The sequence below is a fragment of the Bradyrhizobium sp. USDA 3650 genome (genome assembly GCF_054057395.1).
Genome location: NZ_JBSRZG010000001.1, coordinates 4,573,491 through 4,588,163, shown reverse-complemented (window position 1 = coordinate 4,588,163; position 14,673 = coordinate 4,573,491). Strand labels below are relative to the sequence as shown.

The 14,673-nt window shown below is 65.3% G+C and carries 10 protein-coding genes and 1 pseudogene; 8 read left to right on the top strand and 3 right to left on the bottom strand.

Annotated elements, in window-relative coordinates:
- The first annotated feature begins 177 nt into the window (after positions 1-177).
- From ACVIN2_RS21410 to ACVIN2_RS21395, 4 genes and pseudogenes are all read left to right on the top strand, one after another.
- The gene (locus tag ACVIN2_RS21410) at positions 178-645 is read left to right on the top strand and encodes a hypothetical protein (protein WP_456767052.1); all 468 of its coding nucleotides are present in this window, start codon (positions 178-180) and stop codon (positions 643-645) included.
- Between the two features lie 243 nt (positions 646-888).
- Complete coding sequence (gene murA, locus ACVIN2_RS21405) at positions 889-2,184, top strand: UDP-N-acetylglucosamine 1-carboxyvinyltransferase (protein WP_247426415.1); 1,296 nt, start codon at positions 889-891, stop codon at positions 2,182-2,184.
- Between the two features lie 209 nt (positions 2,185-2,393).
- Positions 2,394-3,788, top strand: a complete 1,395-nt coding sequence (locus tag ACVIN2_RS21400) for an MATE family efflux transporter (protein ID WP_456767051.1) — start codon at positions 2,394-2,396, stop codon at positions 3,786-3,788.
- Positions 3,785-4,436 (top strand): annotated as a pseudogene (locus ACVIN2_RS21395) (2-hydroxychromene-2-carboxylate isomerase). Before ACVIN2_RS21400 ends, ACVIN2_RS21395 begins: the two are co-directional and overlap by 4 nt.
- Position 4,437: 1 nt before the next feature.
- Here the strand turns inward: ACVIN2_RS21395 and ACVIN2_RS21390 are convergent.
- Complete coding sequence (locus ACVIN2_RS21390; protein WP_456767050.1) at positions 4,438-5,553, bottom strand: FUSC family protein; 1,116 nt, start codon at positions 5,551-5,553, stop codon at positions 4,438-4,440.
- A 124-nt stretch (positions 5,554-5,677) separates the two neighbouring features.
- Between ACVIN2_RS21390 and ACVIN2_RS21385 the strand changes: the two genes are divergently transcribed.
- The gene (locus ACVIN2_RS21385) at positions 5,678-7,045 is read left to right on the top strand and encodes an MmgE/PrpD family protein (protein WP_456767049.1); all 1,368 of its coding nucleotides are present in this window, start codon (positions 5,678-5,680) and stop codon (positions 7,043-7,045) included.
- Between the two features lie 188 nt (positions 7,046-7,233).
- Here the strand turns inward: ACVIN2_RS21385 and ACVIN2_RS21380 are convergent, their stop codons facing one another.
- Both ACVIN2_RS21380 and ACVIN2_RS21375 read right to left on the bottom strand, forming a co-directional pair.
- Positions 7,234-8,661 (bottom strand): serine hydrolase domain-containing protein, encoded by a 1,428-nt coding sequence (locus tag ACVIN2_RS21380; protein ID WP_456767048.1) that lies wholly within the window; start codon positions 8,659-8,661, stop codon positions 7,234-7,236.
- A gap of 145 nt (positions 8,662-8,806) precedes the next feature.
- Positions 8,807-9,868, bottom strand: coding sequence for a helix-turn-helix domain-containing protein (locus tag ACVIN2_RS21375; protein ID WP_456767047.1), 1,062 nt, complete (start codon positions 9,866-9,868; stop codon positions 8,807-8,809).
- Positions 9,869-10,123: 255 nt separating this feature from the next.
- On the opposite strand from ACVIN2_RS21375, the gene ACVIN2_RS21370 reads away from it, so the two are divergent.
- The 3 genes from ACVIN2_RS21370 (at position 10,124) to ACVIN2_RS21360 (ending at position 14,526) form a co-directional block, all read left to right on the top strand.
- Positions 10,124-11,041: a pirin family protein gene (locus ACVIN2_RS21370; protein WP_456767046.1), complete on the top strand. Its 918-nt coding sequence runs from the start codon at positions 10,124-10,126 to the stop codon at positions 11,039-11,041.
- Between the two features lie 77 nt (positions 11,042-11,118).
- Positions 11,119-12,033 carry a phosphoribosylaminoimidazolesuccinocarboxamide synthase gene (locus tag ACVIN2_RS21365; protein WP_456767045.1) on the top strand — a complete coding sequence of 305 codons (915 nt, stop codon included), beginning with the start codon at positions 11,119-11,121 and terminating at the stop codon, positions 12,031-12,033.
- A gap of 276 nt (positions 12,034-12,309) precedes the next feature.
- On the top strand, positions 12,310-14,526 hold the full coding sequence (locus ACVIN2_RS21360; RefSeq protein ID WP_456767044.1) for an SLC26A/SulP transporter family protein: 2,217 nt from the start codon (positions 12,310-12,312) through the stop codon (positions 14,524-14,526).
- Positions 14,527-14,673 lie beyond the last annotated feature (147 nt).

The window sequence follows — 14,673 nt, the reverse complement described above, 5'->3', positions numbered from 1 at the left end:
CTTCGGCGAGGCGAAGGCCCGGGCATCTACGTTCTCCGTGCGACGAGGCAAGGCGTGGATGGCCGGGACAGGCCGGCCATGACCTTGTGGAAACACAAGCGCTGAACCTCACCACCCGCCATCGCGACGAAGTGGCATAAACCCGCAAGGCCTGTTCCGGCCGGGAAGCGCCACGCCATGACCAGCTCCGCAGCAAGCAGTTCCGCCGTCCCATCCCGCCGTCTCGGCATTATCGGCAGCATTGTCGGCGTGCTGGCGCTGATGGCGGCGGTCTTGCCGCACTGGGTCGTGCCGATCGTGTTTCCGCCGCCACCGGCTGACCAGGTCATCGTCGACACCGGGCATCGAATCAAGGACCGCGTGATCGCGCGCGTGAAGGGCGTCGAATATCAGGCGCCAAAGGTCGAGAAATCGGCCGGACGCAGTTGGAGCGAAACCGCTTCAGCCACCGCGATCTCGCTCGGCCTGCTGGCGATCCTGCTGTCGGTCCTCTCGCTGATCTTCCGAGAGGAACGGCTCCTCGCAGGCGTCGCCGCCATCCTCGGCACCGGCGCCATTGCGATCGAGATCTCCTTCGTCATGATCGGAGCCCTGATCCTGATCGCCATCCTCTATGTGGTGGGGAATATCATCGGGTTGTTCTGAGCACCCGCCACACACGCCGACCTCATCCTGAGGAGCCTGCACAAGCGGGCGTCTCGAAGGATGGCCGCAGGGGACATACGGGCCTTATGGTTCGAGACGCGCGTTCCGCGCTCCTCACCATGAGGGTCTGGCAGCCACATCGGCGCGGGCGGCCGCGGCCGGCGCAATTGCTACCGCGCTCAATTCTCTGTAGTTTCCGCCTCGAAAACCCGCCCCCCACTCAACACGACAGCGAGAGACCCCGTGGCGCCCATCCAGTACATTGTCGAGGGCGGTCACCGGCTCTCGGGCTCGATCGAGCCGTCCGGCAACAAGAATGCGGCCCTGCCGATCATCGCGGCAGCCCTGCTCACCGAGCATCCGGTGACCTTGGAAAACGTGCCGCGGATCCGCGACACCGAGACGCTGGTCGAGCTGATCCGCTCGGTCGGCGCTGCCGCGGAATGGACCGCCCGCAACACGCTTCATATTCACGCCAAGAGCATCCGCGCCGCCGATCTCGATCCTGAGCTATGCGTGCGCATCCGCGCCTCGATCCTGCTCGCGGGCCCCCTGCTCGCCCGCTGCGGCGAAGTGATGCTGCCGCCGCCCGGCGGCGACGTCATCGGCCGCCGCAGGCTCGACACGCATGTGCTCGCGCTCGAGCAATTGGGAGCCAAGGTCACCGCGACCGACCGGCTCGAATTCCGCGCTTCGAAACTGACCGGCGCCGACGTGTTCCTGGACGAGCCCAGCGTGACCGCGACCGAGAACGCGCTGGTCGCAGCCGTCGCCGCCGAAGGCACCACCTATTTGCGCAACGCCGCGTCCGAGCCGCATGTGCAGGACCTCGCGAACTTCCTGGTCGCGCTCGGCGCAGGGATCGAGGGCATCGGCACCAACACCATGATCGTGCACGGTCCGGCGACGCTGGGCGGTGCGACCTACCGGATCCAGCCCGACCATATCGAGGTCGGCTCGCTGATCGGACTTGCTGCCGTCACGCGGTCGCCGCTTCGCATCGTGCGCGCGGGCGTCGAGCATCTGCGCTCGATCCGCATGGGATTTGAACGGCTCGGCATCGTCTGCCGCATCGAGGGCGACGATCTCATCGTGCCCTCGAACCAGACGCTGAAGATCCAGGACGATTTTGGCGGCCACGTGCCGAAGCTGGAGGACCAGCCCTGGCCGGCCTTCCCGGCCGATCTGATGTCGATCGCGATCGTCACCGCCACGCAATGCGAGGGCGTGATCCTGATGTTCGAGAAGATGTTCGAATCGCGGATGTTCTTCGTCGACAAGCTGATCGCGATGGGCGCGCGCATCGTGCTGTGCGACCCGCATCGCGCCATCATCGCCGGTCCAAGCCGGCTGCACGGCGCGACGATGACCTCACCCGACATTCGCGCCGGAATGGCCATGCTGCTCGCGGCCGTCTGCGCCGAGGGCACCTCCACGATCAACAACGCCGACCAGATCGAGCGCGGCTACGAGCGCATCGACGAACGGCTGAATGCGCTCGGCGCGAAGATCAGGCGCGTGCCTGAACGAAAGGGCTGAGAGTTTTCTTCCCTTCTCCCCTTGTGGGAGAAGGTGGCGCGAAGCGCCGGATGAGGGGTTCTCTCCGCGAATCCAAATGAGAGCTGGATTCGCCGAGAGAACCCCTCAGCCGTCTCGCCGCTTCGCGGCGAGCCACCCTCTCCCACAAGGGGAGAGGGGAAGAAGCCGAGGCCATGTTTTCGTCGCCCGGCTGTGCTATTGACCCGGCCATGCTCGACACCGTCCAGCCTCGTTCGCAGCCGCAAGCCGGCGTGCCGCCAAATCCTCTCGCCGACGAATTCGTCGAGACGCTGCGGCTGGCCGTGCCGATGATGCTGACCCAGCTCGGGCAGATCGCGATGATCACGACCGATCTCGCGCTGATTGGGCGGCTCGGCGAGAGCGCGGTCGCAGCGGCGGCGCTGGCGCATACGGTCTATTTCGTCAGCTTCACGTTCGGGCTCGGATTGATGGCGGCGGTGTCGCCGCTGGTCGCGCAGGCCTTTGGCGCCGGCGATATCAGGCGCATCCGCCGCTCCTTGCGCGTCGGCTTGTGGGTCGCGTTGCTGATCTCGCTGCCGATGATGGCCTCGCCGCTTTATGGCGAGCACATCCTGGTTGCACTCGGTCAGGCGCCGCATTCGGCCGCGCTCGCCCAGCACTATCTGAATGGGCTGGCCTGGGGCATCGCGCCGGCGCTCGGCTTCATCGCGCTGCGTAGCATGATGAGTGCGGTGAACCGTCCGCAGGCCCCGCTGTGGATCACGCTCGCGGCGATCCCCGTCAATGCCGCGCTGGTCTACGTCCTGATCCACGGCCTGTTCGGCCTGCCGGAGCTCGGCCTGTTCGGCGCGGGGCTTGCGACCACGCTGGTCAATCTCGGCACGTTTATCGCCACGCTCGCCATTGCGGGGCTGCGCAAGCCGTTCGCGGACTATCATCCGCTTGCCCATCTCTGGCGGATCGACTGGCCCCTGATGCGCAAGCTCATCGCGATCGGCGCCCCGATCTCGTTCTCGCTGCTGCTGGAATATGGCCTGTTCTCTTCGGCGGCGCTGCTGATGGGATTGATCTCGACCACGGCGCTCGCGGCGCATCAGATCGCGCTCCAGGTCACCGCGGTGCTGTTCATGGTCCCGCTCGGCATCGGCATGGCGGCCACCGTGCGGGTCGGCCACGCCTTCGGCCGCGGTGAGCCGCTCGCGGTGAAGCGCGCGGGTCTCGTCGCAGCCGTGATCGGGATTGCGTTCGTCTCGGCCCTGACCGTCGCGATCATTCTCGGTCGCTATCAGCTCGGACGGCTGTTCTTCGGCAGCGGCGAGGCGAGCATGGCGACCGTCGAGCTGACCGCGAAGCTGCTGCTGGTCGGCGCGACCTTCTTCATCGCCGATGCCATCCAGACCATCATGGGCGGCGCGCTGCGCGGCATCAACGACACCAGGATGACATTGGTATTCGCCGCGATCGGCTATTGGTGCGTGGGCTTTCCCATTGCGTGGTGGCTCGCTTTTCACGCCGATCTCGGCGCGGTCGGTGTCTGGATCGGATTGTCGATCGGATCGTTCGTCTATGCCGGACTTCTGATCTTGCGCTTCCGGATGCTGACGCGCAAACTGGCGCGATGACGCTCTCCGTCGACCTCTTCTATTCCATTTCGCAGCCCATTCAGCTATCTGGCGCTGCCGAAAACGCTGAAGCTCGTCGAAATCTACGATCTGGCGGTGAATTTGCGGCCGGTCTATCCGCTCGCCGTCCGTGTGCCCGGCTTCTTCAAGAAGGCGAGCCCGAACTTCATTCGCTATGTGGTGCTCGACAGCACGCGCGTGGCGCAGCACGAAGGCATTCCGTTCCGCTTTCCGAGGCCCGATCCGATCGTGCAGGACAAGGCCACGTTCGACGTCGCGGCCGAGCAGCCCTACATCCACCGCCTGACCCGGCTTGGTGCCATGGCGCAGCTCGAGGGACGCTCGCTCGCATTCACCGATGCGATCGCCCGCGTGCTGTGGGACGGCTCGGTGGCGGGATGGAACGAGGGCGATCATCTCGCGCGCGCCGCCGACAAGGCCGGCTTCGATCTCGCCGCAATGGATGCCGCAGTCATCGCTGACCCGGATCGCTACGAGCAGGTGATCACCGAGAACGAGAAGGACCACGCCGCCTCCGGCCATTGGGGCGTGCCGACCTTCGTGTTCGACAACGAGCCGTTCTTCGGCCAGGACCGCATCGATTTGCTGGTCTGGCGCATGCGAGGCAAGGGCCTGACGAAGCGCTAGCTCACTCCGCCAAGCGCGCGGGCTTGTCGGTCGCGGCCTCCGACCATTCGCCGACGACGCGATCGAGATCGCAGAGATTCTGGTGCATCTGCTCCAGCGAAAAGCCGAGCGCGAAGAAGCGCTCCGCGGTGTCGCTGGGCTGGCCGCGGATCAGGCCGTCCTGGCGCACAGCGGCGACCGCCTCGGCATAATGCTGGAGCGCGACGTGGACGGGGTGGATCGGCGGGGCGCCGGCGCCTTCGCGCAACGCCGCGGCCGCCGAACGCAGGAAGCGCGCGATCACGGTCGAGACTTCCGTCAGCGGCGCGGCAAGCCGTGTCTGCACCTCGGCCGGCAGCGGCACCACGGTCGAGCGACCGATCATCACGACGTCATGGCGCAGCCGCAAGATCGTGCGCAACAACGGCCCGGTGTCCGGCCCGCTCGACAATCGCGCAGAGCGCTCGCGCTCGGCTTCGGCGCCGATGGTATTCATGCCGACCATTGCGGTGCCGATACCGTCCTGAATCCGATGCAGCGCGTCATTGTCCCGGCCGCGCGTCAGGCCCGCGAGCAATTCGGTGAAGGCCTCTGCGATCAATTCGAGCAGCTTCGCCGCGCTGGCGCGGATTTGCCGCACCGCGCGCGATGGCAGCACCAGGAACGAGACCAGCAGCCCCGTCACCGCGCCGACCGCGACTTCGCTGACGCGATCGATCGCCGAGGCCATGGGATCGGCATGATGCATCGAGGGAAGCACGAGCACGATCACGGCCGTCACCGTTGCAGAGCTCAGATTCGGATAGATCGATGCGACAAAGGCAAGCGGCGCCACGGCCAGCACCAGCAGACCCAGCAGGCCCAGTTCGCCCGAATAGGGGATCAGGATCGCGATGGCACCGCCATAGACCGCGCCGCCGATGGTGCCGAGCATGTAGTCGCGTGTCGCCTTCAGCGAGCGCCCGACGCTCATCTGGGTCACGATGATGGAGGTGAGGACGGCCCAGAGCGGCAACAAGAGATGCAGCGCGGTGGCGAGCGCATAGGCGCCGGTGGCCGCCACGGTGACCCGGATCGCCAACCCCAATTGGGTCTTTCGCGACCAGACCCGGTCGAACAGCTCTCCTGCGAATGCCATGGTCGCGTATCCCGGTCCGATCCTCGCAAAGCCAGCCAAAAGCATAGCTGATGCCCGCGGCCCCGAGGCCGCTTGAAAGGCCAAATCAGCCCGCCTAACTTGCGCGCCAAAACGAGGAAACACGATGGCTCACGAAACCGCAACGCTCGCTGCCTATGTCGCCAACCTGAAATTCCAGGATATTCCGGCGGAAGTGCTGGATCGGGCCAAAGTGCTGACGCTGGACTTCCTCGGCAGCGCCATCCGGGCCCGCAGCGAAGCGGAATCGACCCCCTCGATCCTGAAGATGCTGGAGGCCCTTGCGCTCGATACCAAGGGCGAATCCACCGTGTTCGGCGACAGCAAGACCTGGACGCCAGCGGTCGCGGCGCTGCTCAACGGCGCGCTCGGCCATTCCCTCGACTTCGACGACACCCATGCGGACTCCTCGCTGCACCCGAGCGCGCCGGTGGTTCCAGCCGCCTTCGCCATCGGCGAGATGGTCGGCGCGTCGGGCCGCGACGTGCTGACCGCGATCGTTGCGGGCTATGAGGTCTGCTGCCGGCTCGGCAACGCACTCGACCCGACCTCGCATTATGCCCGCGGCTTTCATCCGACCGCCACCGCCGGCACCTATGGCGCAGCCGCGGCCGCCGGCAAATTGTTCGGCCTCTCCGAGCAACAGCTCATCGCTGCCTTCGGCGTCGCCGGCAGTCAGGCCGCGGGCTCGCTGCAATTCCTGGTCAACGGCGCCTGGAACAAGCGCTACCAGGTCGGCGCCGCCGCCATGAATGGCGTGATCGCCGCGACGCTGGCGCGCAACGACTTCGTCGGCGCGACGGAATCGGTCGAGGGCAAGCACGGCCTGCTCGCCGGCTACACCGACGATGCGCATCCGGACAAGGCGGTCGCCGAACTCGGCAAGACCTACGAGACCATGAAGATCGGCGTCAAACCGTATCCGAGCTGCCGCTATACCCACGCCGCGATCGACGCACTGATCGCGATGCGGCGCGAGCACAATCTGACGCCCGATCAGGTCAAGCGCGTCGAGATCGGCCTGCATCGCAACGGCATCACGCTCACCGGCGACGCCGCGACCAAGCGCCACCCGACCTCGATCGTCGGCGGCCAGTTCTCGATGTTCTTCACCGGCGCGCTCGCGCTCGACCAGGGCTCATTTGGCTGGGACGACTACACCCGCCTCGGGGACGCAGCCATCGACGCGCTCGCCGACAAGTTCGACGTGGTGCAGGACGATCGCCTCGAGATCGGCCGCACCCATCCGTTCGGCGCGCGCGTGAGTATCACAACGGACGACGGCGTGCATGAGCGGCTCTACGCCGACCCTTCCGGCGAGCCGACATCCTTCCCCGACGCGCAGGCGATGCAGCAGAAGTTCTTGACGCTGGCCCGTCCGGTGCTGAACGCGCGCGCGGAGAAATTCGCGGACGCGATCATGACGCTGGAGCGGTTCGATCGCGTGGCGAAGGCGACGGAGCTGGGACGTTAGTAGAATTGCGCTACACGAGCGGTGCACCCTCGCCCCTTGTGGGAGAGGGTGGCTCGCCGCATAGCGGCGAGACGGGTGAGGGGTTCTCTCCGCGAGCACACCTCTCACAATTGCATTCGCAGAAGCATACCCCTCATCCGGCGCTTCGCGCCACCTTCTCCCACAAGGGGAGAAGGGAAGAGAGCACCTCAATTTACCCCCGCCACCTTTCCCTTCTCGTGCGTTGCTGCAATCACATCCCGCACCAGATCGAACACACCGTCCGCTTCCGGCGGTGCGTTCGGCGAACGACCTAACCGCACGATCACCAGACGGTCCGACGGAATCACGATCGTGTACTGCCCGATCGTGCCCTTGGCGAAGAAGGCATCGCGCGGCCAGCCGTGGTCGATGCGGAAGGTCGCGCCAAAGCTGTCGCCCTGGTTGGTCCAGAAGCCGGCGCCGATACCGACCCAGGCGTTGGGCGTCGCCGACGCCGAGTAATTCACCCATCCCTCGGGGAGGATGCGCTTGCCGCCGGCGACGCCGTCATTGAGATAGAGCTGACCGAAGCGCGCCCAGTCGCGCGCGGATGCGAGCATCTCGCTCGACCCCTTGATCGTGCCGGCGCCGTCGAGCTGGAGCGTGACGTGTCGCATGCCTAGCGGCGCGAACAATTCGCGGCGCGCGAAGGCAAGCGCTCCTTCGGGATTGCCGCCGGCGGCGTTGCGGATCAGATGCGCGAGCAGGATGGTGTTGCCATCGTGATAATTCCACACGGTGCCCGGCGCAGTCGCAAGCGGCATGCTCGCGACATAAGCGGCCATGTCGTCTTCGATGAATTTCATCCGATTGACGGGCTCGAAGGCGGAGCCGAGCGAGGCCTGGAGCGAGCTGCCGAGCGCAAGGCCCGCGGTGTGGCGCAGCAATTGCTCGACGGTGATGGCGTGACGGGGATCGTCCGGATTTGTCCAGGCGGCGACCGGTGCGGGCCCGTCGAGCTTCAGTCGGCCCTGACGCACGAGGATCCCGGTGAGAGCCGAGATCACGGACTTGGTCATGGAGAAGCCGAGCAGCGGCGTCTCCGGTCCGATGCCGTCCGCATAGCGCTCGGCGATGACGCGGCCCGACTTCATGATGACGATCGCGCGGGTTCGGCGATATGGCAACGATGTCGGCTCGGCGAAGGCGCGAGCGAGCGCGGCTGACAGCTCCGGGCTTTGCGGCGACACGAGCGCGGGGCCAGCAATCTCGGGCAGCAACGCCGGCTGCCTGTCATCAGGCGGGAGCCTGACGTCGGCGATATCAGTGCCGTGATCGAGCGTGCAGCCGAGTCCCTCGCGATAGACGGCGTGGCTGCGACCGATGCCGAACAGCGTCACCGTAACGTCCTTGCGCGCGCGATCGACCCGATAGTCCATCGCCCAGGTGAGCAGGCCGGCGCCCGGCATCGCATCAATGGTCTCGGTCAAATTACGCCTGACATCGAGGCCCGAGACAAACGTCTCCGCGCAGAGCACGTCGGCGATGAAGCCGGTGGCAACCTTGGGCACGTCATGGGCGCGAACCGCGCCGAGCGCGAGGCCGGCAAAGACGATGGTGGTGGCGAGAAGGACGATCTTGCGGCGGCGGGTCACGGGCTTGCTCCGGCTTTGAGGCATGTGCCGGAGACGAAGCGGCATTCACGCGATGCCCGCTCGCCGGATTTGGAAAACGGCATAGCTAAATCCGCGAGACGCTCGCCGATTCTGAAATAAGCTAGATGTTTCAGTGCACTAAAGATTAGACAGCATTCACCTTGCGCCGCCGGTATTCTGTCGGCGTCACGCCGGTCACGGCCTTGAAGGCGCGGTTGAAGGGGCCGAGCGACTGGAAGCCGGAATCCATCGCGATGGTTATGACGGGGACCTCGGCCTGGGCAGGATCGGCCAGCGCGGCCTTGGCCTCCTCGATCCGGTGATTGTTCAGGAACACATTGAAATTGCGGTAGCCGAGCCCCTGGTTAATCAGCCGGCGCAGCCGGTATTCGGGAATTTTCAGCCGGCCCGCCAGCACGCCGATGCTGATGTTCTCCTGGCGATAGATCCGTTCGTCCGCCATCAGCCGCATCAGGGCGTCGATGAGCTTTTGGTCGGCGGCATCCTCGCCCACAGGCTGGCTCGCCGCTATCGCCGGCGCAGCCTCCGAGGCGGCCGGAAACAGGTCGGTGCCATCGACGCGCATCATCGCATAAGCGATGGCCGCGACAATACTGGCGAGCACGCCGGTATTGATGGTGTTGGCGACGTCGTCGACGTCGCTGCCGGCGACGAGGATCTGGAGCAGCGCGTTCAACCCGCCATAGAGCGCGGCAGCACAGACGATGAAGACGCGAATACGGCGGCGGCGCTCGACCAGATCGGCCGACCATGAGGCGATCGTCTGCATGATCGCAAGCGCAATGAAGCCGAGCACGATCAGGTTCACCGCGGTGACGGCGAACCGGACATGTCCGCCGGGTGCGATCCAGAGACAGCTGACGAAGCTGAACGCGGTCACCAGCCCCCAGGTCAATCCGTGCCACCGGCGCAGGCGAAACTCATCATCGAACAGCGCGCGCGTGAACAGCCAGAACACCACGATATTGCCGGTCGAGAGCGCGATCAGCGGCGCATGCCATGCCGGGACCAGCGACGATATTCCGACGGAATAGCTCACAGCATGCGCGGCCGAGCCGAGCGCAAAGGCCGCACCGAGCCGGGCTGCCAGCACATTGCGGAAATCGCTGACAAGCGATGCCGCCAGCACTAATAGCAACGCCACAGAAGCGGCGCGGAATGCGAGTTCAAGGGCGGGTGACGTCATCAGATGCTGTGGCCATCGGTATGGGCGAGCCGAACATCGTCCGTCGGGTTTAGTTTTTCAAGCACCATCCGCACCACAGCTGTCATCGTCCGGCTTGACCGGACGATCCAGTACTCCGAGACGGTCATGATTGGACCGATAGGCCGCGGCGCACTGGATGCCCCGCCTTCGCGGGGCATGACAGCGGGCTTAGCCGCGACGCTGGCGCGGAATCCTGCTAGTATCGAACCCAAGCAATTCAGACGGAGTTTTACCATGAGCTGGCAACCCTCGAACGATCCCGTGCTCGGCGATCCCATGTCCTGCGATGCGCTCGATCTCGTCATCGTGCCGCGCACGCGCGATCTCGGCGACGGCTTCGCGGTGCGGCGCGCGCTGCCGCACGGCAAGCGGCAGATGGTCGGGCCCTTCATCTTCTTCGACCATTTCGGGCCGGTGCAGTTCGTCTCCGGCAAGGGCATGGACGTGCGGCCGCATCCGCATATCGGGCTTGCCACCGTCACCTATCTGTTCGACGGCGCGATCATGCATCGCGACAGCGAGGGCAATATCCAGGAGATCCAGCCCGGCGCGATGAATTTGATGACGGCCGGCCGCGGCATCGCGCATTCCGAGCGCACGCCGGATGTACAGCGCGCCTCGGGGCAGAAGATGCTGGGCCTGCAAAGCTGGATCGCGCTACCGGCGGGGTCGGAGGAGATCGCGCCGTCGTTCCAGCACTACGGCGCAGGTGACCTGCCGATGGTCTCCGAGCGCGACTTCACCGCGAAGGTGATCGCGGGCTCGGCCTTCGGCGTCACCTCGCCTGTCTCGATGGTGTCGCCCTGGTTCTACACCGAGGTCACGGCGGTCGCGGGCGCCACCGTGCCGCTCGATCCTGATCATGAGGAGCGCGCCATCTACGTCGTCGATGGCGAGATCGAGATCGCGAACGAGCGCTACGAGGGGCCACGACTGCTGATCTTCCGTCCGGGCGACCGCATCACGGTGAAGGCGCTCAAGGCCACGCGGATGATGTTTCTGGGCGGCGACGCCCTGGAGGGCCCGCGCCACATCTGGTGGAATTTCGTCTCCTCCAGCAAGGAGCGGATCGAGCAGGCCAAGCAGGACTGGAAAACCGGCCGCTTCGCCGCAGTTCCGCAGGAACATGAGTTCATTCCGCTGCCGGAATAGGCTATCCCGGTTTCCGGTCGCGCGATCAGGTGCGGCCGGATGTCCTGTCGCAAGGCCTTGCTCCGAAAGTTCTGCCGATGACCACCATGCTCTCCAGCGACCTGCCGCTGCCCAAGATCGGGCGCGGCAAGGTGCGCGATATCTATGCCGTCGACGACGACCGCCTGCTGCTCGTCACCACCGACCGCATCAGCGCCTTCGACGTCGTGATGGGCGAGACCATCCCGATGAAGGGCGCGGTGCTGACGCAAATCAGCGCGTTCTGGTTCGACGAGCTCGAAGGCGTGGTGCCGCATCACATGATCAGCGCCGACACTGACGAGATCATCGCCGCCGTGCCGGCCTTGAAGCCGCATCGCGCCGAAATTCTCGGCCGCGCCATGCTGTGCCGCCGCACCACGGTATTTCCTATCGAATGCGTGATCCGCGGTTATCTCTCGGGCTCGGCCTGGAAGGAATATGCAGCAAGCGGCACACTGGCCGGCGAGAAGCTGAAATCAGGCCTGGTCGAGAGCGAGAAGCTGGAGCCTTCGATCTTCAGCCCGGCGACCAAGGCCGAGACCGGCCATGACGAGAACATCACCATCGCGAAGATGCGCGAGGTCGTCGGCGACGAGACGGCCTACACGCTCGAGAGCATGACCCGCGCGATCTACACGCTCGGCGAGGAGCTCGCCCGCGAGCAGGGCATCATCATCGCCGACACCAAGTTCGAATTCGGCCGCGACAAGGACGGCCGCATCATCCTGATCGACGAAGTCATGACGCCGGATAGTTCGCGGTTCTGGGCCGTCGACGCCTACAAGCCCGGCCAGCCGCAGGCGAGCTTCGACAAGCAGCCCTTGCGCGACTATCTCGACGTCGAGCGCCGCGCCGGCCGCTGGAATGGCGACGCCCCGCCGCCGCCCTTGCCCGCAAGCGTGGTGGACGCGACCAGCAAGCGGTATCTGGAAGCATATCGCAGGGTGACGGGGAGTGAGCTGAAGATCTAGCCCCGCTATTTATGGTCGTCCTGGCGAAAGCCAGGACCCATACCGCGAGGTGTTCCGATCGCAGGCGGTGCCAATCCCGAACGACCAATCCTCGCCAAACTCCTCCCTGGGGTAATGGGTCCTGGCTTTCGCCAGGACGACGCCGAATTCGCGGAGATTTAAGCAACAACATTGCCGCGAAACCGTCGGATACTTCCGGCTTGCAAGAATCCTGTTGCGCTAGGCTCGCAGTCGTCTACCTCTCGGAGGGAAATATTCACGAGCGAGTGTTACGGCGTGACAGATCCAGCAATTGGCTTCACTCCGTCGGCCGGGCTCAATCCGGCCCTCAAGCGTGCGCTGACTGATATATTGGGCGGGAGCGCCGCCAGCGTCCTGACCGTCACATTCGGACTGTCCTACTCGCTGCTGATCTTCGCGGGGCCGTTGTCGCCCTATCTGTCCTACGGCATCACGGCCACTTTCGTCAGCTCCGCGGTGCTTGCGGCCGTCGTCGGGCTCGGCAGCTCCCTGCCCTTCGCGATTGCAGCCCCTGACAGCTCGACCGCCGCGGTGACGGGTATCCTGGCGGCCTCGGTGGTCGAACGCATCGAGACGGCGCACCTGTCGACGCCGTTGCTGTCACCGATCCTGATCACGCTCGGCCTGTCGACGATGCTGACAGGCTTGGTGCTGTGTGGGCTGGGCCTGACGCGGCTTGGCCGCGCCATCCGCTATGTGCCTTATCCGGTGGTCGGCGGCTTCCTGGGCGCAACCGGACTTCTCATCGTCATGGGTGCGGTCCGGGTGATCACCGACCACCCGCTGCAACTGGCGACACTGTCGCACTTCGCCAACCGCACCATCTTGCTGGAGCTGGCTGCCGCCTGCGCGATGGCGCTGGTGCTGTATCTCACCTGGCACCGCTCGCGCAGCCCGTTCGGACTGCCGATCATCCTGGTCGGCGGCGTGCTCACCGCGCATCTGGCGTTCTGGATCACCGGCGTTTCCTTCGATGAGGCGCACACATTGGGCTGGACCTTTCAGTCCCCACCGCAAGCGGTCCTTGTGCTGCCCTGGCACACCGACGATCTCGCCCGCTATCCCTGGTTTGTCATACCGGACCTGCTCGGCAATGTCGTCGCGGTCATCTTCGTCACGGCCTCCAGTACGCTGTTCAACACCACCGGCATCGAGGTGGCCACGCATCGCGAAGCCAATCTGGAGTGTGAGCTGAACGTCACCGGTGCCGCCAATATCCTGACTGGCATGCTGGGCGGCTACCCCGGCTGCAGCTCGACCAGCCGCTCGATGCTTAATTTCTCCAGCGGCGGCCGCGGGCGCCTGTCCGGCCTCACCGCCGCCGCGCTGTCGCTGCTGGTGCTCGCCGTCGCACCCGAGCTGCTCGGCTTCATCCCCAAATTCGTGCTCGGCGGCCTGTTGCTCTATCTCGGCGCCGACCAGTTGCACAAATGGATCATCGAGTCGCGCAAGCGGCTGTCGAAGCTGGAATATCTGTCGCTGATCGCCATCATCGCGATCATCGTGGCCTGGGGTTTCGTGCCGGGCATCCTGATCGGCGTGATCATCGGTTGCGCGACGTTTGCGTTCAGCGCAGCGCGCGTCGAGTCGATAAAATACAGTTTCGACGGCTCGGAGTACCGCTCCTCGCTCGACCGCTCGCGCGACGATCAGGACGTGCTGCTGGCCCATGGCGGCAAGATCCAGGGCCTCAATCTCCAGAGCTATCTGTTCTTCGGCTCCGCCAACCGGCTCTATCAGCACGTCAAGCAGTTGCTGCAGGAACGCCCCGAATGCCGCTATCTGTTGTTCGACTTCAAGCTCGTCACTGGCGTCGATTCATCGGCCGCCTATAGCTTTGCCCAGATCAAGCGCAGCGCCGGCGAACTCGGCGTCGAGCTGATCCTGGTGCATCTGTCGGCCACGGCCGAGAAAGTGCTGCGCTCCAGCGACTTCGTCGGCGAGGGCGTCACCATCGTCCCCGAGCTCGATCGCGCGCTGGAATGGTGCGAGAACGAGCTCATCGCGCAGCATCAGGAGCTGGCGCAGGAAGAAGCCAGCCTGCGCGACTGGTTCACGCGAATGCTCGGCAGTGAGGACGGCGCCGACCAGCTGATCCGCCGCTGTCAGCGCATCGAGGTCGAAGCCGGCGAGGTCATCGTGCAAGCCGGCGACCCCGCCGATTCCATGCATTTCATCCTCGACGGCCGCGTCGGCATCATGATTCCTGCCGATGATGACCGCACCACGCGCGTGCGCAGCCTCGGCCGTTACACCACGATCGGCGAGATGGGGCTGGTGTCACAGACACCGCGCAGCGCGACCATCCAGGCCGAGGTCGACAGCGTGCTCTACGTGCTGAACACGCACCAGTTCGACGCCATCAAGACCGAGGATCCCGCGCTCAGCCACAAGCTGCTGACCTATTTCGTGTCGGTCATGGCGGAGCGGCTGACCTTCGCGAACCGCACGATCGCGGTGTTGAGGCGCTAGCGAGGCCGTAGCGCAACTAGCGCACCACACATTGGATGTCGTCCTGGCGAAAGCCAGGACCCATACCGCGGAATCTATCGATCGCAGGCGGCGGAAGTACCGGACCACCAATCTTCGCCAAACGCCTCGCTGGGGTAATGGGTCCTG

Coding starts and splice junctions, on each gene's coding strand:
- ACVIN2_RS21370 (WP_456767046.1), top strand. CDS start 10,124: ATGAGCTGGCAACCCTCGAACGATCCCGTGCTCGGCGATCCCATGTCC.
- ACVIN2_RS21390 (WP_456767050.1), bottom strand. CDS start 5,553: ATGGCATTCGCAGGAGAGCTGTTCGACCGGGTCTGGTCGCGAAAGACC.
- ACVIN2_RS21375 (WP_456767047.1), bottom strand. CDS start 9,868: ATGACGTCACCCGCCCTTGAACTCGCATTCCGCGCCGCTTCTGTGGCG.
- ACVIN2_RS21385 (WP_456767049.1), top strand. CDS start 5,678: ATGGCTCACGAAACCGCAACGCTCGCTGCCTATGTCGCCAACCTGAAA.
- ACVIN2_RS21365 (WP_456767045.1), top strand. CDS start 11,119: ATGACCACCATGCTCTCCAGCGACCTGCCGCTGCCCAAGATCGGGCGC.
- ACVIN2_RS21410 (WP_456767052.1), top strand. CDS start 178: ATGACCAGCTCCGCAGCAAGCAGTTCCGCCGTCCCATCCCGCCGTCTC.
- ACVIN2_RS21400 (WP_456767051.1), top strand. CDS start 2,394: ATGCTCGACACCGTCCAGCCTCGTTCGCAGCCGCAAGCCGGCGTGCCG.